The organism is Fontisubflavum oceani, assembly GCF_030407165.1.
Lineage (GTDB): Bacteria > Pseudomonadota > Alphaproteobacteria > Rhodobacterales > Rhodobacteraceae > Rhodophyticola > Rhodophyticola oceani.
This window is the reverse complement of sequence record NZ_CP129111.1, coordinates 2,992,979-3,017,131: the sequence shown is the minus strand read 5'-3', so window position 1 is coordinate 3,017,131 and position 24,153 is coordinate 2,992,979. Positions and strand designations below refer to the sequence as shown.

Here is a 24,153-nt window from a genome sequence, read left to right as displayed (position 1 = left end):
GAAAGAGGCGGAAAATGCTCGAAGGCAAGACAATCCTGGTAACCGGCGCGTCGAAAGGGATCGGCCACGCCGTTGCCCGCGAGATTGGGGCGCAGGGCGCGCGCGTCGTGGCGCATTACGGGCGGGACCAGGCCGGGGCCGAGGCGGCATTGGCAGATATCCCTGCGGAACGGCGGGTGTTGATCGGGGCCGATCTGGCGGATCCAGACGGCGCAGCGGCTTTGTTTGAAGAGGCAGTGGCGAAAACTGGTGGCATCGACGGTTTGGTCAACAATGCGGCGGTCATGACCTTTGACGGCGGCGTTGACGATCCGCCCGAAGTCTGGGATCGCGTGTGGCGAGACACATTTCAGATCAATGTGTATTCCGCAGCGATGCTGCTCCGCGCGGCGATCACGCATTTCCGCCCGCGCGGCGGCGGCGCGATTGTTGGTATTTCAAGTTGGGCGGCGCAAAAAGGCGTGACCAACCCCCGGACCATGGCCTATTCGGCCTCGAAAGCTGCGTTCAAGGCCGCTCTACAAACGACCGCAACCGGTTATGCCAAGGACAATATACAGACCTATATCATCGCCCCCGGTGTCGTGGATACGCAGATGTCGCGCGACTTTGCCGAAACGCAACCGGGCGGACGCGCGGCGATTGAGGAGCGTCTGGTGATGGGGGAGTTCGTGCCGCCGTCCGATCTCGCAACGCTCACGGCATTTTGCCTTTCGGGCCGCTGTCGGCAATTGTCGGGTGCGACGCTGGATGTGAATGGCGCGAGTTACATTCGTTAGAGAAAAGGGGCACCGGTAACGGCGCCCCCTAAGATCGCCTCTGTTAGGCGGCGATCTTGAGATAGAAGGCGTAGAGCTTCGGGAGGATAGACGCGGGCTCAGGATGCCCAAGCGCGATCGCCGCGTGATAGGGCCAATTGGCATCGCGCAGCATCTCGCGCGCCATCGCCACCAGATCGGCCCGACCCTCTGCGATGATTTGATTGGCATGGGTGGCTTCGGTGATCATGCCGACCGCCATGCTTGGCAGACCGACCTCATTCCGAATGCGCTCCGCATAAGGCACCTGGAACCCTGGTTCGGGCTTCATCTGCGCCAGACGCACGCCCGAAGGAATACCGCCGCCGGAGGCATCGACCATATCGATACCAACTTCTTTCAGTGCATGCGTCAGAGCGATGGTGTCATCCAAGGTCAGCTCACCGCCCTCGCCATCGACGCAGGAGGCGCGATAGAGCACCGGCGTGTTGTCCGGCACCGCAGCGCGCACGGCCTTGGCCACCTCAATCGGCAGGCGCATGCGGCCAGCCAGGTCGCCGCCATAGCCATCGCTGCGTTTGTTCATGACGGGCGACATGAAGCTGTGCAGCAGATAGCCATGGGCACCGTGGATCTCGACCCCATCAAACCCGGCCGCCAGCGACCGTTTTGCGGCCAGCGCCCAGTCTTCGACGATCTGCGCAATCTCTGGCTCGGTCAGCGCTTTGGGCACATGCCATCCCTCGCGCGCGGGCACGGTAGAAGGCCCATAGGTCTGCCACGCCGGTTCCGGTCCGGTTTCGTCTAGCGGCCCTGCACCATCCCAGGGGCGCATCGTGGAGGATTTCGGCCCGGCATGGCCGATTTGCAGGAAGGTCGGAATGCTCTCGCGCCGATAAAGCGCCGTGATCGGTTTCCAAGCGGCCACATGGGCGTCGCTGTAAATCCCGGTGCAGCCGGGGCTGATCCGACCCCCGGGCGAGATGCCCGTGGCCTCCGCAATCGCGCCGCCAAGGCCCGCCGTGGCATAGCGCCCGTGATGCGCCAGATGCCAGTCATTCGGCAGCCCGTCGATTGCCTGATACTGGCACATCGGCGAGAGGACGATCCGGTTTCGGAAGGTCACCCCCCTGAGCGAGAAGGGGGTGAAGAGAGGGGGCAGGTCACTCATGCGGCTTTGCTTTCCAGTTGATCCATCAGGCGGTCGAGATCGGACATGATCCCTTTCAGTTTCGCCGCACGGCTCCGACCTTCCTCACCAAGCGAGGCGAAAGGGGTCAGCGGCGCGCGGACATCGCCCACCGGGCATCCGGCTTCGGCGGCGAGCGCTTTGGAATAGCACTGATGCCCATAGGTTGGATGACCTTCGGCAATTGTATGTTCGATCACGCTGATATGGCGCTGAATCGCCTTGGCGTCGTCGATCCGTCCGGCGACCAGCAGATCCCAGATCTGCGTCGAGGCACGCGGGATGTAGTTGCCAAACGGGTTCACATAGCCAACCGCACCCAGAAGGAAGCTTTCGACAATCCGTTCCCCGGCAAAGACATTCATGACACCTTCGGTCTCTTCCACGATGTCATAGACGCGGGCCACATCCATGCTGGCCTCTTTGATATAACGGATCGTGTCAAATTCGCGGGTCAGCTTGCCCACCAGCTTGGCCGACATGTCCACATTCGAGGTGAACGGGTTGTTGTAGAGCATGATCGGCAGATCGCAAGTCGCGGTGATGCCCGCATAATAGTGCAGAATCTCATCTTCTGTCGGCGTGTAGTAATAGGGCGGGATGATCATCAACCCCTGCGCCCCGGCCGCTTGCGCCTCGCGGGCATAGCGGGCCGCGTTCGGCGTGTAGGCGTTGGAGGCCCCGACCAAGACGTCGATCCGGCCATTCACATGGGCCACCGTATCTTCGACGAAGCTGGCGCGTTCGGCATCCGTCAGCGTGAGAAACTCGCCGGTGGTGCCCAGGATGATGATGCCGGGCACGCCCTGGTCGATTTGCCAGTCGATCAGACGGCGGTTCGCCTCCAGATCGATGGCGCTGCCATCTGCGGTAAAAGGGGTGACATTGACAGAGTAACTGCCGCGAAACGGAGTCATTGATGCTCTCCTGAGAGGTTAGAGGGAGGACCAGCCGTGATCGGCGAGGATCTTGTGGCTGGCTTTGATATCGGCATCCGGGTCGACGCCCGGCATATTCGCATCGGTGATGATTTCCAGGACCGTCATCTTGTCATAGCCGATCTCGGTCAGGGCCTCATAGGCTGGCGCGGGGTCGACGATGCCGGTGCCAAGCCGGTCATGTTTGAATTCCTCATAGCCACTGTCGGAGATATGCACATTCTCGACCAGATCGCCCAACAGACGGATCGCGGCACCGACGTCTTCTTTGATATAGGCGCTGTTGCAGATGTCGAAATTCACGCCGACCTCCGGGCCGATCAGGGCGGCGGTGTCTTTCATATCCTGCGCGGTGGGCAAGAAGGTAAAGGGCACGTTTTCCAGCAGCAGTTTCACACCGGTGCCTTTGGCATGCTCGACCAGCTCTTTCATGCCTTCAACAAACCAATCCAGCATCCATTTGGTCGGCGGGTTGATCAGGCTGCCGACCGGCCCCGGAATCGCCACGACATAGGGGCAGTTCCATTCCGCCGATAGGTCGATCGCCTCGCGATAGCGGTCAAGCGTGTAGCGGCGCATGATCGGGCAGGTGGAGTTTGGGTTGTTGTCCAAAAGCGGGTAGCAGAACGAGGTGATCTCGCCACCTTCGCCGTCGAGCCAACTCTTATAGGCGTTGCGCTGCTCCACGCTCAATTCAGAGGGCCAGCAATGCGGTGGGAAGATCATCATCTCGAATTTGCGATAGCCGAGCCCATGCAGATGTTGCAGGGCCTCCAGGCCATCCATCGCATATAAGAATGGAAAGGTGCTCGCCGCCACTTGGAGCTGAGACATGGGGAAAAACCTCCTGTTGGTATCGCATGTCATGGTGTTCATTATGCGTACAAAAGTTAGTATAGCGAACACAAGGGCCGACTCAATGGGATTTCTGTGACTTTGGAGCAATATGATCTGGTCATCATTGGTGGGGGGCTGTCTGGCGCGGCGACCTGCTATTTTGCGGCGAAACGGGGCGCGCGCGTGTTGCTGTTGGAGCGGCGCGATCTGAACCTTGCGGCGTCAGGGTCAAATGCGGGGTCGATCCACGCGCAAATCCCGTTCGACGCGTTTCGTGATTATGGGCCGGACTGGGCCGCACGCTATGCCGCGACGATTCCGCTTTTCATGGCGTCGATTGCGCGTTGGGCGGCGCTGGAGGCTGAACTTGGCGGAGATCTCGGGGTTGCGACCAAGGGCGGGCTGATGGTGGCGGCGTCCGATCGGACCTTCTTGCGTTGGAGCAAAAGGCCGAGATTGAGCGCCAAGCTGGCTTGCCGGTCGAGGTCTGGTCGGCCTCCGATCTCTATGCCAAGGCCCCCTATTTGGGAGCGGGCCTCGCGGGTGGCGCGTTCTGCCCGATCGAGGGCAAGGCCGATCCGTTTCGGGCGACGCCGCTTTTCGCCCGCCGTGCGGTTGAGGTGGGGGCCAAGATTCGCAGGAATACGCCGGTGGAGGCCATCGACGCTTGCGGAACTGGGTTCTTGCTGCGGGTGCCAGGCGGCACGGTCCGCTGTGATCGCGTGGTGAATGCCGCTGGGGCGGAGGCCGCGCGGGTCGGGCGGATGCTCGGGCTCGATCTGGCCCTGGAAGGGCATCCGATTCAGGTCGCCGTGACCGAGAAGCGCCCCCGCTGCTGCCCTATTTGCTCTATTACACGGGCGACCGGTTGACCCTGAAACAGGCGGCAGAAGGTGGATTTTTGATCGGCGGTGGCTGGCCCGCGCGGATGCGGGGCGGGCCGGTGGTCAATGAGGTGTCGATGCTGCGCAATCTGGCCGTGGCCAAGCGGGTCTTGCCCGGCCTGGCGGACGCCTCGGTGGTGCGATCTTGGGCGGCCATCGTCAATGGCACCGCCGATTGGCATCCGATTCTTGGGGAGGCACCCGGTGTGCCCGGCTTCTTCTTGAATCTGTTCCCCTGGATGGGGTTCACGGCAGCCCCGGCCGTCTCGGAAGCGCTGGCGGATTTGGCGCTTGGATATCAGCCAGCCCTAGATCTTTCCCTGTTCAGTTTGCGGTCAGACATCTGACATCGCGCGGCGCTCAAACGGATTGCACCTCTCTGGTCTGTTCGATATACGAACAAATGTTCGATATAGAGTCCAACCCGGGAGAGAACCGCCATGTCTGCTTATGCATCGATGCAAAAGGATGCCAATTACATTGATGGAACCTGGTGCGCGGCCGATGGGGGCGACGTCATATCCGTCACGAATCCTGCGACAGGTGCCGAGATTGGAACCGTGCCAAATGCGGGCGCCGCCGAAGCCCGGCGAGCCATCGCAGCGGCGGAAGCGGCGTTTCCGGCATACGCGGCCCTGACCGTAACCGAGCGCGGGGCGCTGCTGCGGCGCCTCCACGCGGAGATTGTAGACCATGCCGATGCCTTGGCCGCGCTTCTGACGGCGGAGCAGGGCAAGCCGCTCGCCGAAGCCAAGGCGGAGGTCCTCTCCTCGGCGGCCTATGTGCAGTGGTTTGCGGAAGAGGCGCGGCGCGCCGATGGCGCGGTGATCCCCTCGCCCTGGCCGGGGCGCAAATTGATGACCACCCGGCATCCCGTGGGCGTCGTGGCTGCGATCACGCCATGGAATTTCCCATCCTCGATGCTGGCGCGGAAACTTGGCGCGGCGCTGGCGGCGGGGTGCACGGCGGTGGTGAAACCGGCCTCGGCCACGCCCTATTCCGGATTGGTCTGGGCGCTCTTGGCAGAACGCGCCGGGTTTCCGCCGGGCGTCGTGAATGTGATCACCGGCTCGGCCCGCGCGATTGGTGGGGAGTTAACGTCAAATCCGGCGGTTCGGAAGCTGACCTTCACCGGATCGACCGAGATCGGCAAAGAGCTGATCCGAGCATCTGCCGGAACGGTTAAGAAAGTATCGATGGAACTGGGCGGCAACGCGCCGTTCATTGTGTTCGACGATGCCGATCTTGATGCGGCGGTCGAAGGGGCGATGATCGCGAAATTCCGCAATGCCGGGCAAACCTGCATCTGCTCCAACCGCGTTTACGCCCAGGCGGGCATCTATGACGCGTTTGTTGCCAAACTGGCCGAGAAGGCGGCGGCGCTTCGCGTTGCGCCGGGCGATGAGCCCGGATCGGAGCAGGGACCGCTGGTCGATATGGCGGCCTTGGCGAAGACCGAAGAGCTGATTGCCGACGCTGTAGAGCGCGGGGCAACCGTCGCGGCCGGGGGCGGGCGGCATGATCGCGGCGGGTTGTTCTTTCAACCCACTGTTTTGACGGAGGCCACCGCGGATATGCGCTTGGCGCAGGAAGAGATTTTCGGCCCCGTCGCGCCGGTCTTCCGTTTTGAGACCGAGGCGGAGGCGATCGCGGCGGCAAATGATACCGAATATGGTCTGGCGGCCTATGCCTACACCCGTGATCTTGGTCGGACATTCCGATTGCAAGACGGGTTGGAATACGGGCTGATCGGGATCAACGAAGTACTGATTGTGACCCCCGAAGTGCCCTTTGGCGGGCTGAAAGAGTCAGGCCTGGGCAAAGAGGGTAGTTGGCAAGGCCTCGATGACTATCTTGAGACGAAATACACCTGTGTCGGCGGTTTGACCGGATAGTAAAAACGCGAACTTTGGTTCGCATAGTAAAATTTTCTATAGACACCGGCCCGAATCGAAGTAAACTTTTTTTACCTAACAAATCCAGAAATTGGCGAGATCGAAATCGCGCCAAAACCCGGTGTGTGGGCTCTCTAGTCCTGCGCGATGCCCCACCAACACGTGGAGGGTAATTGAGATGAAACACTGGATCACCGGTTTGGTGACGGGGGCGGTCCTGGCCGCGACGCCCGTCCTGGCCGAAGAAGTGCTGACATTTGGGGTGCGGTCGGAGGCCAGCTCGCTGGATCCGCATTGGACCCAACTTTCGGCAGACTTGCAGGTGCAAGAACACATTTTCGAACACCTGGTCGATCTCGATTCTGCGTCGCAACCATCACCGGGTTTGGCAGTCTCTTGGGAAGCGATTGATGAAACCACCTGGGAATTCCGGTTGCGTGAGGGCGTGACCTGGCATGATGGTGAGCCGTTCACCGCTGAGGATGTGGTCTTCTCCTTTGACCGTCTGCGCGGTGGGATTTCCGGTGCGCCGGCAAGCCCCGCATTCACGCTGGAAAAGGGCGGCAAGACTTGGGAAATCGTCGACGACCTGACCGTGCGTATCTATACTGATGGGCCCTATCCGACCGTTGCCGAAGACCTCGCGATGGTGCCGATCGTGGCCCAGCACGCGGCCGAAGGGGTGACCGCGTCGGTGGACTTCAACAGCGGCCAAGCGGCCATCGGGACCGGCCCGTTCATGCTCGAAGAATTCGTGCCGGGCAGCCGCGTTTCGGTTGTGCGGAATCCGAACTGGTGGGGTGGCGATGTCCACTGGGATCGTGTTGTGTTCCGCCCCGTCGGCGAAGACGCCGCCCGTCTGGCGGCGCTGTTGAATGGCGATGTGGATATGATCGACTATCCGCCGACCATCGATTTGCCGCAGCTTCAGGAAGACCCGGATTTCACGGTCTCCACGATCCCGTCGGACCGGCTGATCTATATCATGCCAAGCTATCGGCATGTCGAAGAGTTCATCCGCGACAATGACGGCAATGTCATGGTTCCGAACCCGATGCGCGATTGGCGCGTGCGCCGCGCGATGAGCTTGGCCATCAACCGCGAAGCGATCCGGGATCGGATCATGGGTGGGGCCTCCTTGCCGACGCGTAACATCGTGCCGCCGGGCTTCTTTGGCTATGTCGAAGAGCTGGAAGCCGATCCTTATGACCCCGAGGCCGCAGCGGCGCTGCTCGCCGAGGCGGGTTATGAAGATGGGTTTCAGATCACGCTCCACGGTCCGAATGACCGCTACATCAACGACGCTCGCATTCTCGAAGCGGTCGCGCAGATGTGGAGCCGTGTCGGGATCACCACCGAGGTAGACGCCATGCCGCGCAACGTCTTCTTCTCGCGCCTGATCCGGGGCGATGAGCTGACGATGCCAGGTTTCGATGTGCCGGAGTTCTCGGTCTCGATGACCGGTTGGGGCACTGTGGCGGGCGAGGCGACGTATACCGTCTCGGGCACGCTGGAGACCTATAACGCGGCGACCGGCGGCGGGAATGGCAACTTCGGTCGCTATTCGAACCCGGCGATTGATGCGCGCTCGGTCTTGGCCAAGCAGACAATCGACAATGATGAGCGTCTGGAGATCCTGCAGGAAGCGATCCGGATCGGCATGGAAGACTATGCTTACATCCCGTTGCACTTCCAGGTGAACCAATGGGCGATGATCAGCTCGCTTGAGCATAGCCCTCGCACCAACGAGCGCATGCTCGCCATTGAAGTCAGCCCGGCCGAGTAACCGGCGCTATCCCCCGACGAGGCGAAAACTCATGACCGAATTCATCATCCGTCGCAGCATTCAGGCGTTGTTCGTCCTGCTGGTGATGACCGTTTTGGTGTTCTTCGGCGTCAATGTGATCGGCAATCCGGTTTACATCTTCGCCTCGTCGGAATGCGACCAAGCCTGCCTAGCCCGGATCATCGCCGATCTCGGCCTCGATAAGCCGGTCTGGCAGCAATATCTGATTTTTATGGGGAACCTATTTCAGGGGGAGTTGGGCAATTCCTTCACCCACGGGATCCCGGCGCTGGAACTGATCTTTCAGCGATTGCCAGCCACTTTGGAACTGGCGTTCTCCGCGCTTGTGATCGCGCTGGTCGTCGGTGTCCCGCTGGGGATGCGGGCCGGCCTGAAACCCGAGGCGTTCTCGTCTCGCATGATCATGGGGTTTTCCATGCTCAGCTTTTCGGTGCCGGTCTTCTGGATCGGGCTGATCATGATCGTTGTCTTCTCGGTCCAACTGGGCTGGATGCCCGCCATCGGGCGCGGCGATACGGTGCCGTTTCTGGGCACCGATGTGAGTTTCTTTACCCTTGATGGGTTGCACCACTTGGCCATGCCGGCCTTCACGCTCTCGCTCATCATGATGGCGATGGTGATCCGGCTGACGCGCGCGGGCATGCGCGAGGTGCTCTATGCCGACTACATCAAATTCGCCCGCGCCAATGGTATCCGCGAGCGCCGTATCCTCAGCCTGCACGTGATGAAAAACATCCTCATCCCCATCGTCACGGTGCTGGGGATGGAGTTCGGCGGTGTAATTGCCTTCGCCGTGGTGGTGGAGTCGATCTTCTCCTGGCCCGGGGTGGGCAAGATGCTGATCGATGCGATTGCGGTTTTGGATCGCCCGTTGATCGTCGCCTACCTGATCTTCGTGGTGATCATGTTCGTCGCGCTGAACCTATTCGTCGATATTCTCTACTCGCTGCTTGATCCGCGGGTCCGTTTGGGAGGGGCCGCGGCATGAGTGGAGCCGGTTCAACAACAACCGGGCCGCGCCCGGGCAGTTTTCGCGCGGGCATGCGTCTGTTCCTGGCCTCGCCGACGGCGGCGGTTGCCCTGGTTGTCTTTGTCGGCTTTTGCCTCGCGGCGCTGTTTGCCCCCTGGTTGTCGCCGCAGAACCCTTATGATTTGGCGCAGGTCGATATTCTCGACAGTCTCATGCCGCCGGGCAGCCAGAGCTTCACCGGCATGACCTATTGGCTCGGGACGGACGGGCAGGGGCGCGATATGCTGTCGGCGATCCTCTATGGTATCCGGATCAGCCTGATCGTTGGCCTCCTCTCGGGCTTCTTCGCACTGATCGTCGGCACCATTGTCGGGCTGATCGCGGCCTATCGCCGGGGCTGGGTCGAAACTGTCCTGATGCGGATCGTCGATCTGCAATTGAGCTTCCCCACCATCCTCGTGGCACTGGTGCTTTTGGTGATCCTGGGGCGCGGTGTGGACAAGATCATCTTCGCCTTGGTTGTGGTGCAGTGGGCCTATTTCGCGCGGACAGTGCGCGGGGTGGCGCTGGTCGAAGGCGCGCGGGAGTATGTCGATGCGGCGCGGGGGCTTCGGCTTGGCGGTTTGCGCATCTTGCTCGGGCATATCCTACCCAATTGCCTGCCAACGATGCTGGTGGTGGCCACGATGCAGATGGCTGCCGCAATCTCGCTGGAAGCAACCTTGTCCTTCCTTGGCCTTGGCTTACCGCCGACACGCCCGTCGCTTGGCCTCCTGATCGCCAATGGGTTCGATTACCTGCAATCGGGTCGCTACTGGATCAGTGTCCTGCCGGGCTTGGTGCTGCTGGCGATCATCGTCAGTGCGAACCTGCTTGGCGACCGTCTCCGCGACGTCCTGAACCCGCATTTGAGGACCTGACCCCAATGACCACTGTCCTTGAACTGCGCGACCTCAAGACGTCGTTTTTCACCGGTGATGGAGAACTTCGGGCGCTCCACGGCATTTCGCTGAGCGTCGCTCGGGGCGAAATCCTCGGCCTCGTGGGCGAAAGCGGCTCGGGCAAATCGCTCACCGGATTTTCGATCAACGGTTTGATCAGCCCGCCGGGCCGGGTCGTGGGCGGCGAAGTGCGTGTCCACGGCGAAGACCTCCTGCAGGTTGGCCCGGAAGAGATGCGCCAAGCCCGCGGTCGCAAGATCGCTATGATCTTTCAAGATCCGATGATGACGCTGAACCCGGTGCTGCGGATCGAGACACAGATGCGCGATGTTCTGGCCGCGCATTTGAGACTGAGCCGGTCTGGAAGCGCGGGCCCGTGCGATCGCCGCGCTTGACGAGGTCGGCATTCCATCGCCCGAAGAGCGGTTGCGCGCCTATCCCCACCAACTGTCCGGCGGCATGCGGCAGCGCGTGGCCATCGCCATTGCGCTTCTGCATCAGCCGGATCTGGTGATTGCCGATGAGCCGACGACTGCCCTCGACGTTACCATCCAGGGGCAAATCCTGTCCCTCGTGCAGCGGCTCTGCCGCGAGCGCGGCACCGCGCTGATCTGGATCACCCACGATCTGGCCGTTGTGGCGGGCATCGCAGATCGGATTGCGGTGATGTATGCCGGGCGCGTGGTCGAGATGGGTCCGGTGGATCAGGTGCTCGACCACCCGGCGCATCCTTACACCAAAGGCCTCATTGCATCGGTGCCCACACGCCGGATGCGGGGTGAGAAGTTACAACAGATCCCGGGCCGCATGCCGGCCCTGACCGGCTTGCCCGAGGGCTGTCCGTTTCAACCGCGCTGCAGCTATGCCACCGATGCCTGCCGTAGCCCGCAAGAGATGCGGGAGATTGGCCCCGATCACACGCTGCGCTGTGCCCATCCGCTTATCGAGGCTACGGAATGACTGAAGAACCAATCCTATCCGTTTCCCATGTCTCGAAACGTTTCGGTGGGAAGGGCGATTTGCTGGCCCAGATGCTGGCGGCACTTGGCCTTGCCAAACCGCGCCCACAGGTCCGCGCAGTGGAAGATGTGAGCTTCACACTCGCGCGCGGCGAGGTGCTTGGTGTGGTTGGGGAATCCGGCTGCGGCAAGTCGACCCTCGGCCGGATGATCGCCGGGCTTCTGGAGCCAAGCGCGGGCGAGATTTTGATCGAAGGGCAGGCACCTGCCGCGCGCATGGCCAAACCCGCCGAGGGGCAGGGCGCACGCGCGCCCCGTGCGCTCGATATGCAGATGATCTTTCAAGATCCGTTTTCCTCGCTCAATCCGCGGAAACGCGTCAACGACCTGATCGGGGAAGCCCCGCGCGTTCATCGCATCGTCAGCCCCGAGGATCTGGACCTTTACATCAAAGACATCATGGACCGCTGCGGCATTGATCCGGCCTATCGCGATCGGTTCGCGCATCAGTTTTCCGGTGGTCAGCGCCAGCGGATCGGCATCGCCCGCGCGCTGGCGGTGAAGCCCGAAATCCTGGTCTGTGACGAGGCGGTCTCCGCCCTCGATGTCTCGATCCAGGCGCAGATCATCAATCTGTTCATGGAGTTACGCGACGAACTTGGCCTGACTTATGTCTTCATCAGTCACGATCTCGGCGTGGTCGAACATATCGCCGATCGGATCGTGGTGATGTATCTGGGGCGGATCGTCGAAAGCGGCCCGGCGGAACAAGTCTTCGACGATCCTCAGCACCCTTATACCCGCGCGTTGATCGACGGCGTTCCAAAGCTGGACCGTCGCCGCGTCGCCTATGAGCCGATCAAAGGCGACATTCCCTCACCACTCGATCCGCCGAAAGGCTGCCATTTCCATCCGCGCTGCCCGTTGGCAACCGACCGCTGCCGCAGCGAGGCCCCGGTGTTGCGCGAGATCGCGCCCGGGCGGCAGGCCGCCTGTCATCTGATTACCACCGATACCGATACCACCATCAAGGAGACCGCAGAATGGCCAGTTACCAAGACCGGATGAAGAAGTTCCAAACCCTGATCGAAGGGCGGGCCGATCTGGTCTTTATCCCGATCGGGACCGATCTGGACTATCTCACCGGCATCCACCGAGATATTCCCAATTATGGCCGCAACCTGCATCCGGGCATGTGGTTGGAAGGGGCGTGGCTGGCGCCAGGGCGCGCGCCTGTCCTGACCTTGCCGCGTATGACTGTGGAATATGGTGCACCCGACGGGCTTGACCAGATGGATGTGCGGGTGCTTGGCGATTGGGACGATCCGGTGGAGATGGTGAAGGGTCTCTTGGCCGAATTCGGGCTGCCCGACGCGCCGCGCATCGCGACAAGCGATGATGCAGAGGCAGAGTCTCTGATGGAGTTGCAGTCTCTCCGCCCCGATGCGCGCTTCATCTCCGCCACGGCGATCTTGCGGGAGCTTCGGGTCATCAAAGATGCCGATGAGATCGAGAAACTGCGCGAGGCGGGCGAGATCACCGAGAAAGCCTTTGCGGCAGTTGTCGCGCAGTTGAAGATCGGCATGACCGAGCTCGATGTGGTGTCCGAGGTGGATTACCAGATGAAGAAACACGGCTCTCTCGGGCCGTCTTTCACCACCTCGCTTTATAACACTGGCCCAAATCACCCGCTGCGGTTTGGCGCCAAGCTGGAAAGCTGGCCTCGGGTTCTGACCGCGCCGGTTTCGGTCTTGTTTGACTTTGGCGCGGTTCATGACGGGATGTGCTATGACTTCGGTCGGACGGTGTCTTTCGGCGCGCCAAGCGATGAGCAAGTCCTGGTCCACAAATTGATCATGGAAAGCCAAGCTGCCGGGATCGCGGCGCTGAAGGCGGGTGAGGTCACCTGCGAAGCGGTGGATAAGGCCGCCCGCGATGTGCTGGACGATGCGGGCTACGGCCACGCGTTCCGGCACCGTCTGGGCCATGGGATCGGGTGGGACGTGCATGAACCGCCCTTCCTCACCAAAGGCGATGAGACCCTGGTACAAGAAGGGATGATCTTCACCATCGAGCCATCGATCTTCCAAGATGGCGGTATGAGCGCGCGGGTTGAAGATTGTATCGTGGCCCGGCCTGGCGGCGGTGAAGCCCTGACCAAAGGCTTCCAAGATCTGATCGTGGTCGAATGAGATGACCACATTGGGCGGCAAAACCTGTTTGATCACCGGCGGCGCACAAGGCCTCGGCCGGGCGATCGCCGACAGGTTTGCCGCCTCCGGCGCCAGGGTTCTGGTCCTTGATCTGCCCGATGCGCTGGCCAAGGCCGATCTGCCCAAGGCCTGGCCTCCGATCCCGCTCGATCTGACCGGAACGGAGGCAAAAGAGCATCTGGACGCGGTTCTCGCCGGGCAGGATGGCCTCGATACCCTTGTCGCAAATGCAGGGGTCGTTCCGCCTTGGCGTAACGTCACCGATCTCGATCTCGCCGAATGGGATCGGGTTTTCGCGATCAATGTGCGCGGCATGGCGCTGAGCCTCGGCGTAGCCGCGCCCCATCTGGCAAAGACCCAGGGCGCAGCGGTTTTGATGGCATCGATCAACGCCTATCGCGCAGTGGCGGGGCAGGCGCTTTATTCCGCGAGCAAACATGCGGTGGTGGGGCTGATGCGCGCCGCGGCGCAGGATTTGGGGCCGCTTGGCGTGCGGGTCAATGCGCTTGCGCCGGGCCCAATCATGACCGAGGCGCTTCAGGCCCGCATTGCTGCGCGCGCGACCGATGGCGGACCTGACCCGGATGTAGCCGCCGCCGATTTGGCCGGTGAAACCGCTTTGGGCAGGCTCGCGCGGCCGCAGGATGTGGCCGAGGCGGCACTTTATCTCGCCTCCGATCAAGCGGCTGGTATCACAGGGGTCTGTTTGCCTGTCGAGGCAGGATTGGTTTAGTCGTCAACAGACTTCGACGAGGCGATAGGTTCCCGGAACAAATCCATCGTCCCGGTCCAAAGCACTTTCGCGATATCCTGCCCGGTATTGGCCCAGCCATGCAGCCGCCGGGCGCTGTAATGCGCGCTATCGCCAGGCCCAAGCGCAATATCGTCACCATCCAACATCAAACAGAGCGTGCCCGACAGCACATAGAAAGTCTCTTCGCCTTCATGGTTCACATCCTCCGAGCGATAGCCCGGCGGAATTGTCATGATGAAGGTCGACAGCGCATGACCAGCAAACTCGGCGCCAAGCCGTTCATAGAGCAGTTCTGACGGGCCGAGCGCCAATCGCTGCCTTTGATCGGCCCGGGTGATGCAATCGGTCGGGTCGGGCCGGGCGATGAAGGCATCCAAGCTGGTATCCAGCGCCGCCGCGATCCGCGACAGGGTGGTGATCGTCGGCACCGCAAACCCGCGCTCGACCTGGCTGAGATAGCCTTTCGAGATATCTGCCGCACGGCAGACGGTCTCCAGCGTCAGGTTCAACTGGCGGCGTCTGCGGCGGATCAAATCGCCCAAAGGCGGGGTGTCTGCATCCCGTGGAATCGCTTGGCTCCCTACTCCTGTTTGCGGGTCTCAGAAGAGCAAAAAAACCGCGAAAAATCAAGGAGTTTGAGGCGATTTTGCCGATAGATCAAAGCTTTCGCGCAGATAGGCGGCTAAATCTCGATGGGTGGTAAACCAGACATCGCCTTTGGCTTTGGCGTGCGCGATCAAACGGTCCAAAATCCAGATCCGTGACCGGTATCCAATGACAAACGGATGCATTACCAATTGGCAGACTCCGCCTTCTTCATAGGCCAGATCGAACTCGCGTCGGAAGATGTCGAACACTGCCTCGGGTGACGTATAGGGCCGGGTCGGTGGGGTGCGATTGAAGAGCAGGTAGGCGGCGTCGTCGCGGACCCAATCGACCGGGATTTCGATCAAGCCCGACGGGTCGCCGTCCAGAAGTATCTCGTAACACTCATCATCGGCCATCATTGAGCTGTCATATTGGAAGCCCAGTTCCGCGGTGAGGGCGGCGGTATGCGGGCTCAAATCCCAATGCGCCGCGCGGTGCCCAACCGGTTCGGTACCGGATAGGTCGGCCAATGTATCTCGGGCACGGATCAACATCTCGCGCTCTTCCGCCGCGCTGAGCGTCCCTGTTTGCTCATGAATCCAGCCATGGACGCCAATCTCATGCCCAGCCTCCGCGATCCGGCGTGGCTCGCTTGGGTCGATCAACCCGGCTACGGCCGGCATGAAGAAGCTCGCCGGAACCGCTTCCCGGGCCAGCAGATCCAGAATCCGCGGCACGCCTGCGCGGCGGCCATAATCGCCCCAATTGAGCCGTCCTATTGCATGGCCACCCGCGCCCATTTCAAATGTTTCGTGATCGCAATCGAAGGAAAGCGCCACGGCGCAGCGGGCATTGCCGGGCCAGGTCTTGGGCGCCAATCTGCGCCCGGCGCGCACGCGGTTGACCAGACCACGCCACTCCGGCTCAGTCCATTGATATGGCGGGATTTTTGAAAGGTCGCGCATTGATCTCTTGTCGGCTGGAGGAGGGAGGTTTTTATACCCTATCTGCTCGGCAATTGGATGCAAGTGCGGGCGAGGATACGGAAATAGCCATTGTAATCTGCCTTTCGCTGACATTAATGTCAGAGAAGCCGGTTTGGATTAGACTGGATCGGTCGAATGGTTTCTCTGCCCTTGGACGCGCCGTAACGTGACGCGCGCCAGCCGGGCAGACGGAAGGTCCTTGGGGACCACAGAGATTGCCCTTTGTAGAAGGGCTTATGAACGGATGGCGCAGACCTTGTCGCGCTGTCGGAGACAAACCGCGATGACGCGCGCGAGACAAACCCTGGCACCGAGAGGCGCGGCATTGGCCCGCCCCTCAACGGTGCGCACGCGCGCCCTCGCCATTTCAGGATATCATGACCGCCAGAGAGCCCGAGGGCTCGGGATGCGGTCATGCGCAAGGATAACATGGCAAAAAAGATGCTTATCGATGCCACCCACGCGGAAGAGACCCGCGTTGTCGTGGCAGACGGAAATAGAGTCGAGGAGTTCGACTTTGAGTCGCTGAACAAGCGGCAACTCGCAGGCAATATTTATCTCGCAAAGGTCACCCGGGTGGAGCCATCGCTCCAAGCGGCCTTTGTCGATTATGGCGGCAACCGGCACGGATTTCTGGCCTTTTCGGAAATCCATCCGGATTATTACCAAATCCCGACGGCGGATCGCGAAGCGCTCCTGGCCGAGGAGCGGGAATATGCCGAGGCGATGGCCGCGAGCGAAGAGGAACCGCGCCCGAAACGGAGCCGTGGTCGTCGGCGCCGGAAAAGCACCGATACCAAGGCCGAGGCCACGAAGACCGACGCGGTTACCACGGGCGAGGCCAAAACTCCTTCCGGCATGGATGTGGTCGATCTGGGTGATGAAGAGGTTGTTGCCACCGATCTGACCGACGCGCCAGAGGCCAATGCAGAAGAGGCGGGCAAAGCAGAACCTGACACGGCGGCTGAGACACCAGAGGCCGACGTTGCGGAGGCTGACCCCGCTAATGAAGTCGTTGCAGAGGCAGAAGCGTCTGAAACGGATGAGGCCAATCCTGACACGGCGGAAGACGCATCTGAGCCGGAGGCCGATGACGATACCAACGCAGCGGACGAGCCCGATGTAGAAGGCGACACCGAACAAGACGACGCCGAACAAGATGGCACCGAGGATGACGCCCAAGCCGCCGATGACGATGTTGATACGGTCGCAGATGATGACGACCAGGAAGACATCCGCCCTGTACGCAAGCCGCGCCCCCGGAAGTACAAAATCCAGGAAGTCGTGAAGGTTCGCCAGATCCTTCTGGTCCAAGTCGTGAAAGAAGAGCGTGGCAATAAAGGCGCGGCGCTGACCACTTATCTGAGCCTCGCGGGGCGCTATTGCGTGCTGATGCCGAACACCGCGCGGGGCGGCGGGATTTCTCGCAAGATCACCAACGCCGCCGACCGCAAGAAGTTGAAAGAGATCGCCACCGGTCTCGACGTGCCGCAGGGCGCGGGGCTGATCGTGCGGACCGCCGGGGCCAAGCGCACCAAGGCCGAGATCAAGCGCGATTATGAGTATCTGCAGCGGCAATGGGAGCAGGTCCGCGCCCTGACGCTGAAATCCACCGCGCCTGCGCCGATCTATGAGGAAGGCAACCTGATCCACCGTTCGATCCGCGATCTCTATAACCGCGAGATCGACGAGGTGCTGGTCGAAGGTGATGCCGGCTATCGGCAGGCCAAGGACTTCATGAAAATGATCATGCCGTCCCACGCCAAGAACGTGAAGCATTACACCGACCCGATGCCGCTTTTCGCGCGCCACAAGGTCGAGGGCTACTTGGCCGATATGTTCAACCCAGTCGTGCAGCTCAAATCCGGCGGCTATATCGTGATCGGTGTGACGGAAGCGCTGGTCGCGATTGATGTGAACTCCGGTCGGCGACCAAGGAAGGCTCGATCGAGGAGACCGCGACCAAGACCAACTTGGAGGCCGCCGAAGAGGTGGCGCGCCAGTTGCGGTTGCGAGATTTGGCCGGTCTGATCGTGATCGACTTCATTGATATGGATGATCGTCGCAACAACAGCGCGGTCGAAAAACGGATCAAAGAGAAGCTGAAAACCGACCGTGCGCGGATTCAGGTGGGTCGGATTTCGGCCTTTGGCCTGATGGAAATGAGCCGTCAGCGGCTCCGCCCTGGGATGTTGGAGGCGACGACGCAACCGTGCCACGCCTGCCACGGCACCGGGTTGGTCCGCTCAGATGACAGCTTGGCGTTGTCGATCTTGCGGCAGTTGGAAGAAGAGGGCACACGCCGCCGCTCGCGCGAGGTGCTGCTGACCGCGCCGGTGGGGATCGTGAACTTCATCATGAATGCCAAGCGGGAATATCTCGCCGAGATCGAAGCCCGCTATGGCCTTTCGGTCCGGATCGAGGCTGACCCGCATCTGGTGGCGCCCGATTACAAGATCGAGAAGTTCAAAACCGCCACGCGACGGGTGCCAGATGCGGCACCGATCGTGTCGATGGACGCGGCGTTGATGGATGAGATCGAGGACGACACCGCGAGCGACGAGGCGGAGACGCCAGAGGCCGCGGAGACGGAAGAGAACGGCACCAAGCGGAAACGTCGTCGGCGTCGGGGCGGGCGCGGTCGTCGGAAATCGAACGGCGATGAGGCACAGACCAACGGCGACGCAGAGGCCGAAGACACCGCCGAAGCCGCAACTGCCGAGGTGGATGCAGAAGAGGCCCCTGCAGTTGAGGCCGAGGCCCCGGAAGCGCCGGTCGAAGAGGAGGCCAAGCCAAAACGCCGCCGGTCGCGAGGCGGGCGTGGGCGCAAGAAGGCGACCGAGGCTGATGCATCCGAGGGCGTAACCGAAGCCCCGGCGGAGGCAGTGCAAGGTGATGCGACCGACTCTGCCGAGCCGGAGACACAGCCGGAGCCAGCCCCGGAGCCTGTGCCAGAACCAGCAATCGCGGAGGCCGTGGTTGAGGCACAAGAGGCGGCCCCGGAGCCGGAGCCTGTTGTCGAGGAAGCCGCTGCCGAGCCACAACCGGCCCCCGAACCACAACCGGAGCCAGAACCGGTTGCCGTGGTAGCGGATGACAGTCCGCCGAAGCCGAAACGTAAGGGCTGGTGGTCAATCGGTTGACCTGCTCGCCGACGAGAAAAAGGGGCGCCCAGAGGGCGCCCTTTAACATTGATGGGAGATGCTTCCGAGCGGATGCCACGCCCGCATGCGCTAGTGGGCACTCCGTTCTGTTCGGAATCGTGTCGCCCAATCGGCATTGGTGTGATCGGCCAATTTTGCGACCATCGGTGTCACCCCCGAAGCGGCCCTTCTTTCCAACCCAAGCTGGTCCAACAGGTCGCGCAATGTGCCAATCGGGTCAGCCGAGAGCGCTTCATAGGTGATGCGGATCGGATGAATACCCTCAGCCGTGAACCAGCGGCTCCACGCGCGATCAAAGGCCTGAAACCTGTCATATCTCTCTTGAATTGCAGCGGCGTCATACTGTGGCGGTGCTGGTGTAGAGATGCGCTCCAATTCTGTTCCGTCCGGTGCCTTATGCCAAAGACCGGTCTGTTCGGCCTTTAGGTATGACACCGCCTGTTCCACTTTATCCATTCGCGTCAGATGGATGAAAGCAGTGCGCCCAAATGCGGCCTCAAAACGGAGCAAATCGGTCGGGTTATCAGGATGTAGTTGGGCCAGTTTTTGCAGGAAATAGTCGACGCTGTGCCGCTGCAATCTGAGGCCAAAGATCGAGGTATTACCGCGCCCTTTTGCACGCACGGCCTCAAAGACTTCGGCGAGCGCCTCTTGTTCGGATGCCGCATCGGTAAGCGTCAGATCAAGGGTCTTCGCCCAGTCATCCGCCGAAGGTGTATGGAAATAAGACTCGGGCTTGCCGGAGATATCCGTCGCCGCCAGAAGTTTGCAGAGCAATGTGCTGCCGCTGCGCGGGGATGTGCAGATCACGTATGAGTCGAATTTCGGCATATCCCATCCATCATCCGGTGATGAGCAAGATCCATGTCTATCGACGCCGTGTGGCAAGCGGATGACATGCTGTCGCAAGGGCAGCAACATCTGCCCTTGCGATTGTTATGCGCGGGTGGCCGCGCCGCTCAGTTCGCTGCGGCGCGCAACTCCTCCGCTATGCCCGCCATCGCGTCATAGGGGAGGTAGCCCCGCAGCAGTTGATCGCCCATCACGAAGCTTGGCGTGCCGCTGATCTGCAGCCGCTGCGCCAGGGCGTAGTTCGCCTCCAGCACGCGGTCGATCTCTGGGTCCGACATCCCGGCCAGGATCGCGTCACCGTCAAAGCCAAGCTCGTCCGCCAACCGGCTCAGGCTTTCTTCGCTGACATCCGCACGCATCACCATCAACGCGTCATGGATGTCTTTATAGGCATCATCCCCTTCGATGATCCGGGTTGAGAGAGCGAAGCGAGAAGCCAGCGTCGATTGTTCGCCCAAGATCGGGAATTCCTTGATTACAAGGCGGATATTGCCATCCGTCTCGATCAGTTGCTCGACCTCCGGGAACGCGCGACGGCAGAAGCCGCAGCGGTAATCGAGAAACTCGACCAAGACGATATCGCCCTCCGGGTTGCCCCCTTCCCAGGCGGTATCGGAGTTGAACAGGGCATCCGCATTGGCCGCAACCAGATCAAGGTCTTGCATCGCCTCAGCCTCGGCCTGACGCTGCTCCAATACCGCAATGGCCTCCATCAAAACCTCGGGGTTTTCTAGCAGATAGGCCCGAACCTCGGCGCGAAACGCGTCGCGCTCGGTGTCGCTCAACGCGTCCAAATCGACGGCAAGGGCAGGGCCAGACAGAGCCAAAACCAGCCCCGTTAGGGCGGCGGTAAGAAAGGATTTCATCAGCGATTTCTCCGGTTTTGAGCGGCTTCGGCCACCCGTAGCACATCTTGGGCCCGAAGCCAGCCACCCGATCCGGTGGGCAAAAGGCCGCTGGCCCGGGTTGCGTGAATTTCGGCGTCTTCCATTCGACCTAGAACCGCATAACGCTCCGCCGTCACGGTCGAGGCCATGCCGTTATTGCCGCTGCGGGCATAGGCGAGCGCCAGATCGCGCAACATTCGCGGGTCGAACGGGTCGCGGGCATAGGCGCGCCCGAGCACGTCCAGCGCTTGCGCATTGCCGCTCCGGGTGTCGGCGGCCAGAAGCGCGCGGCCATACCCGGCCAGGATCAGCGGTTCGCGCGGGGCCAATTGCACGGCGCGGGCATAAGCTTGAACAGCGGCGCCGAAGTTAAGGGATTCAAACAGGATTTGCCCCTGAAGTTCTTGATAGTAAGGATCGTTTGGCCGCATCTGTAGCAGCCGCCCAACCTCGGAAATGGCACGGCTGGCATCGGTGCTTTGGTGATAGGCAATCGCCCGGCGCAGCGTCGCAATCTCGCCTTGGTCATTCCGCCCGACCTGGCGCAGGGTCTGGCGCGGCGCGTTCAAGAACCCGCCGAGCTTGCCGGTGATCCGCGCGAACCAATAGCGCGCCTCGGCGCTGCTTTCCGCCCCCGCAGCCGCGCCTGAGCGGCCATTGACGAAGGCCTCGACAGTTCGGATCCGATCGCGGGTCAGGGGATGCGTGCGGATATAAGGGTCTTGCCGCCCGACGGAGAGCGCCTCTTGCCCCCGGAAGATATCCAGCACCGTCAGCATCGCGGCCGGGTCGATCCCAGATTGCACCATATAGCGCATCCCAGCCTGATCTGCGCTGGCCTCTTCCGCCCGTGTATGCGCAAAAAACCGGCGCGCGGCGGCGGAGGTGGACCCGATCGCCAGGCCGGCGCCCACCTCACTATTGCCCGAGGCTGCTCCTGCCGCCAATGCCAAGAGCAGACCCATGCGCGCCGCGCTCCCGGCTGAGCGCGCGGCGGCGGGGCGGCGGGTCAGATGACCGTTGGCGATATGCGCCGCCTCATGGGCCAAGACGGCCTGCAATTCGGCGGGGTCTTGCATGCGCAAAAGCAGGCCGGAATGGATGAAGATATGCCGGGCATCCGCGACGAAAGCGTTCAGAGAGCGGTCATTCACCACAATGATCCGGGTTGAGGTTGGCAAACCAGCCGCGCGCAAGATCGGGGCGGCCAGCTCCTGCAACCCGCGTTCGATCTCGGCATCGCGGATGATCGATTGCGCCTGTGCCGCCCAACCCGACAGGGTCAGGGCCAGCGCTGCAAGCAGCGTCATTAAGCGGCGGCGGGCGGGCATTGACGTCTCCAATCGGGACTGGTTCAACGCGGCCATCATACGGAGGCTTTCATGCGACATTCAAGCCGGGCAGAGGTCGATCCCTTCATCGTGATGGATGTGATGGAAGCGGCCCGCGCCGCCGAAGAGGCGGGGCGTCACATCATCCATATGGAAGTGGGTCAGCCCGGGACTGGCGCACCGCTTGCCGCACGCGCGCGGCTTGCCGCCGAGATGGACGCGGGGCCGCTTGGCTATACCGTTGCGCTTGGCCGACCTGATCTGCGTGCGGGCATCGCGGCGCTTTATGACGAATGGTACGGCCTTGATCTCGACCCGGCGCGGATCGTTGTGACCGCCGGTGCGTCAGGCGCGTTTTTGTTGGCATTTTCCGCGCTTTTTGATGCGGGTGAGAAGGTCGCTTTGGGCGAACCCTGTTACCCGTCTTATCGGCAGATTCTACGGGCGCTAAGTCTGGAGCCGGTCGGGCTGCAGACCGATCTGGCCAGCCGGTATCAGCCCTTACCGGCGCAATTGACCGATGATTTGGCTGGGTTGGTTGTGGCCTCGCCCGCCAATCCGACCGGCACGATGCTGGATGCAGACGCAATCAGGGAACTTTCAGACGCCTGCACTGCACGCGATATCGCTTTGATTTCCGACGAGATCTACCATGGGCTGCAATATGAAGGCCGGGCCGTCTCGGCGCTGGAAATCACCGATCAGGTTTATGTGCTTAATTCGTTCTCGAAATATTTCTCCATGACCGGCTGGCGGTTGGGCTGGATGGTTGTGCCGCCGGATCATGTCCGCCTGATTGAACGTCTTGCCCAGAATATGTTCATCTGTCCGCCCCATGTGGCCCAAGTCGCCGCCCTCGGTGCGCTTAGCCCGGAGGGCCGTGCCGAGTTGGATGGCCATCGCGCGGTTTATGCTGCGAACCGGGCGCTGATGCTCGACGGGCTGACCAAGGCGGGCTTTACCAAGACCGCCCCGGCGGATGGCGCGTTTTACGTGTATGCGGATGTGTCGGACTGGACCAATGACAGCCGGGCGTTCTGCGCTGAGATTCTGGAGCAAGCTGGCGTGGCGGCGACGCCTGGCCTTGATTTCGATCCGCATCGCGGCCACCAGACGCTCCGCTTTTCCTATGCCCGCTCCACAGCGGATATTGAGGAGGGCATTGCCCGTTTGCAGGCCTTCATGGCGGCTCGGCGTGCTTAACTCGCGGCAGAGGGGCCAGCGGAGTTGGGGCCCCGTCGTGCCCAGAGGCTGCTGATCGTCAGCATCACCGAGCGCAGCGGCAGGCGCCAAATCGCGCGGCTCGGGCAACCAAGTTTGGCATCAATCTCATGGTGGAGATGGTCCGCCGCGATGTCGCCGAGCCAGAACTCCAGCAGCCGATAAGCATTCAAACAGGTCGTGATTTCGTGGACCTGCACCTTTGTGCCGCGCGCCGTCTCCGTAAACCGCAGGGTTGTGACGCTGTCGGGCGTTGCGCCCTCAGTCTGAGTGATCAGCGCCTCAATCACTTCGACCTCCGCGTCGGACCGGACCGAGCGGATCAGATAGCCGCCTTCGATGCGGTCCATCCGGAAATCACCCTCGCGATGACCTTTCCGTGCGGTTTTCACCTCGACCCAGCCATCCCATCGGGCCGGGCCATAGCTCATATGCTCCTGCGTGGTGTCCGGCGTGACGCGGAACAGAGGCCGGATCACGTCCAGCGGTTCGCGGCGGAAGATCGTGCCGCGAAACACGGCCTTGAGGCCGATGATGCGTTCTAGCGCAAGTGCGAGGAGACCGAGAACGACGGTCCAGCCGAAATAGCCTGTGATGGCGTAAAAGCCGATCACCTGCCATGTCCCGTCAAACGCGCCGCCTTTGCTGTCCGGTGCAAAGAGGAGGCCATGCCAGTGAGACGTGGCGAGCATGACCGCCGCGACGATCGCGGCGGCCAGATGTTCGACCGGGCAGGTGGGCAGAAGGATGGCAGCGATGCAGGCGAGTGCCAACGCGATCCCGGCAGCTTCGGAAATGTCCGCCCCGAAATAGAACGGGCTGTAGATCCCGCCGATCAGATTTGAGACCAAAGCACCAAGCGTCACGATTGCCACGACCAAGAGGATGGTGCGGCGCAGGCGGTATAGGCGATAGATCGTCGATTTTAGCATTTTCTGCGTCTGTCTTGCGTCGGCGGGTATAGGGTTGCGCTCGAAAA

21 protein-coding genes and 2 pseudogenes are annotated in these 24,153 nt (G+C 61.6%); 14 read left to right on the top strand and 9 right to left on the bottom strand.

The genetic code is table 11. The annotated features are described in order from the left end of the window. Positions 1-14 precede the first annotated feature (14 nt). The gene (locus tag QTA57_RS15310; RefSeq protein ID WP_290152273.1) at positions 15-779 is read left to right on the top strand and encodes an SDR family NAD(P)-dependent oxidoreductase; all 765 of its coding nucleotides are present in this window, start codon (positions 15-17) and stop codon (positions 777-779) included. A gap of 43 nt (positions 780-822) precedes the next feature. Here QTA57_RS15310 and QTA57_RS15305 read toward each other — a convergent pair whose 3' ends face one another. Genes QTA57_RS15305 through QTA57_RS15295 form a run of 3 tightly spaced genes read right to left on the bottom strand, consistent with a single transcriptional unit; the run spans position 823 to position 3,719 of the window. Next, on the bottom strand, positions 823-1,929 hold the full coding sequence (locus tag QTA57_RS15305) for an NADH:flavin oxidoreductase/NADH oxidase (RefSeq protein ID WP_290152272.1): 1,107 nt from the start codon (positions 1,927-1,929) through the stop codon (positions 823-825). Next, positions 1,926-2,864, bottom strand: a complete 939-nt coding sequence (locus tag QTA57_RS15300) for a dihydrodipicolinate synthase family protein (RefSeq protein WP_145209587.1) — start codon at positions 2,862-2,864, stop codon at positions 1,926-1,928. Before QTA57_RS15300 ends, QTA57_RS15305 begins: the two co-directional genes overlap by 4 nt. Positions 2,865-2,882: 18 nt before the next feature. Beyond that, complete coding sequence (locus tag QTA57_RS15295; RefSeq protein WP_290152271.1) at positions 2,883-3,719, bottom strand: sugar phosphate isomerase/epimerase family protein; 837 nt, start codon at positions 3,717-3,719, stop codon at positions 2,883-2,885. Positions 3,720-3,815: 96 nt separating this feature from the next. Here QTA57_RS15295 and QTA57_RS18665 point away from each other — a divergent pair. The 11 genes and pseudogenes from QTA57_RS18665 (at position 3,816) to QTA57_RS15240 (ending at position 14,124) form a co-directional block, all read left to right on the top strand. Continuing rightward, a pseudogene (locus QTA57_RS18665) lies at positions 3,816-4,594 on the top strand (NAD(P)/FAD-dependent oxidoreductase). Then, positions 4,591-4,953 (top strand): NAD(P)/FAD-dependent oxidoreductase, encoded by a 363-nt coding sequence (locus QTA57_RS15285; RefSeq protein ID WP_290152269.1) that lies wholly within the window; start codon positions 4,591-4,593, stop codon positions 4,951-4,953. The pseudogene QTA57_RS18665 and the gene QTA57_RS15285 overlap by 4 nt, the downstream one beginning before the upstream one ends. 93 nt (positions 4,954-5,046) lie before the next feature. Next, on the top strand, positions 5,047-6,501 hold the full coding sequence (locus tag QTA57_RS15280; RefSeq protein WP_290152268.1) for an NAD-dependent succinate-semialdehyde dehydrogenase: 1,455 nt from the start codon (positions 5,047-5,049) through the stop codon (positions 6,499-6,501). A 178-nt stretch (positions 6,502-6,679) separates the two neighbouring features. Continuing rightward, the gene (locus QTA57_RS15275) at positions 6,680-8,287 is read left to right on the top strand and encodes an ABC transporter substrate-binding protein (protein WP_171560523.1); all 1,608 of its coding nucleotides are present in this window, start codon (positions 6,680-6,682) and stop codon (positions 8,285-8,287) included. A gap of 31 nt (positions 8,288-8,318) precedes the next feature. Then, positions 8,319-9,296 carry an ABC transporter permease gene (locus QTA57_RS15270; RefSeq protein ID WP_145209575.1) on the top strand — a complete coding sequence of 326 codons (978 nt, stop codon included), beginning with the start codon at positions 8,319-8,321 and terminating at the stop codon, positions 9,294-9,296. Beyond that, positions 9,293-10,198 (top strand): ABC transporter permease, encoded by a 906-nt coding sequence (locus QTA57_RS15265; RefSeq protein ID WP_145209572.1) that lies wholly within the window; start codon positions 9,293-9,295, stop codon positions 10,196-10,198. The genes QTA57_RS15270 and QTA57_RS15265 overlap by 4 nt, the downstream gene beginning before the upstream one ends. Positions 10,199-10,203: 5 nt before the next feature. Continuing rightward, positions 10,204-10,614 carry an ATP-binding cassette domain-containing protein gene (locus QTA57_RS15260; protein WP_290152267.1) on the top strand — a complete coding sequence of 137 codons (411 nt, stop codon included), beginning with the start codon at positions 10,204-10,206 and terminating at the stop codon, positions 10,612-10,614. 31 nt (positions 10,615-10,645) lie between these two features. Then, complete coding sequence (locus QTA57_RS15255) at positions 10,646-11,179, top strand: ABC transporter ATP-binding protein (protein WP_290152266.1); 534 nt, start codon at positions 10,646-10,648, stop codon at positions 11,177-11,179. Further along, positions 11,176-12,246, top strand: a complete 1,071-nt coding sequence (locus QTA57_RS15250) for an ABC transporter ATP-binding protein (protein ID WP_290152264.1) — start codon at positions 11,176-11,178, stop codon at positions 12,244-12,246. The genes QTA57_RS15255 and QTA57_RS15250 overlap by 4 nt, the downstream gene beginning before the upstream one ends. After that, positions 12,222-13,370, top strand: coding sequence for a M24 family metallopeptidase (locus QTA57_RS15245; RefSeq protein ID WP_171560543.1), 1,149 nt, complete (start codon positions 12,222-12,224; stop codon positions 13,368-13,370). Before QTA57_RS15250 ends, QTA57_RS15245 begins: the two co-directional genes overlap by 25 nt. Before the next feature lies 1 nt (position 13,371). After that, positions 13,372-14,124 carry an SDR family NAD(P)-dependent oxidoreductase gene (locus QTA57_RS15240; RefSeq protein ID WP_290152263.1) on the top strand — a complete coding sequence of 251 codons (753 nt, stop codon included), beginning with the start codon at positions 13,372-13,374 and terminating at the stop codon, positions 14,122-14,124. Here the strand turns inward: QTA57_RS15240 and QTA57_RS15235 are convergent. Then, positions 14,121-14,678, bottom strand: a complete 558-nt coding sequence (locus tag QTA57_RS15235) for a helix-turn-helix domain-containing protein (protein ID WP_290152261.1) — start codon at positions 14,676-14,678, stop codon at positions 14,121-14,123. The genes QTA57_RS15240 and QTA57_RS15235 overlap by 4 nt on opposite strands. A gap of 93 nt (positions 14,679-14,771) precedes the next feature. Then, complete coding sequence (locus QTA57_RS15230) at positions 14,772-15,698, bottom strand: polysaccharide deacetylase family protein (protein WP_290152260.1); 927 nt, start codon at positions 15,696-15,698, stop codon at positions 14,772-14,774. A 450-nt stretch (positions 15,699-16,148) separates the two neighbouring features. Between QTA57_RS15230 and QTA57_RS15225 the strand changes: the two are divergent. Then, a pseudogene (locus QTA57_RS15225) lies at positions 16,149-18,862 on the top strand (ribonuclease E/G). A gap of 90 nt (positions 18,863-18,952) precedes the next feature. Here the strand turns inward: QTA57_RS15225 and QTA57_RS15220 are convergent. The 3 genes from QTA57_RS15220 to QTA57_RS15210 form a co-directional block, all read right to left on the bottom strand. Continuing rightward, positions 18,953-19,714: a Stf0 family sulfotransferase gene (locus QTA57_RS15220; protein ID WP_290152259.1), complete on the bottom strand. Its 762-nt coding sequence runs from the start codon at positions 19,712-19,714 to the stop codon at positions 18,953-18,955. A 128-nt stretch (positions 19,715-19,842) separates the two neighbouring features. After that, on the bottom strand, positions 19,843-20,601 hold the full coding sequence (locus QTA57_RS15215; RefSeq protein WP_290152257.1) for a DsbA family protein: 759 nt from the start codon (positions 20,599-20,601) through the stop codon (positions 19,843-19,845). After that, the gene (locus tag QTA57_RS15210) at positions 20,601-21,953 is read right to left on the bottom strand and encodes a M48 family metalloprotease (RefSeq protein ID WP_290152255.1); all 1,353 of its coding nucleotides are present in this window, start codon (positions 21,951-21,953) and stop codon (positions 20,601-20,603) included. The genes QTA57_RS15215 and QTA57_RS15210 overlap by 1 nt, the downstream gene beginning before the upstream one ends. Positions 21,954-22,004: 51 nt before the next feature. On the opposite strand from QTA57_RS15210, the gene QTA57_RS15205 reads away from it, so the two are divergent. Then, positions 22,005-23,156, top strand: coding sequence for an aminotransferase class I/II-fold pyridoxal phosphate-dependent enzyme (locus QTA57_RS15205; protein WP_290152254.1), 1,152 nt, complete (start codon positions 22,005-22,007; stop codon positions 23,154-23,156). On the opposite strand, the gene QTA57_RS15200 is transcribed toward QTA57_RS15205, so the two are convergent. After that, complete coding sequence (locus QTA57_RS15200) at positions 23,153-24,106, bottom strand: hypothetical protein (protein ID WP_290152252.1); 954 nt, start codon at positions 24,104-24,106, stop codon at positions 23,153-23,155. The two genes, QTA57_RS15205 and QTA57_RS15200, sit on opposite strands and share 4 nt — an antisense overlap. Between the last annotated feature and the right edge of the window lie 47 nt (positions 24,107-24,153).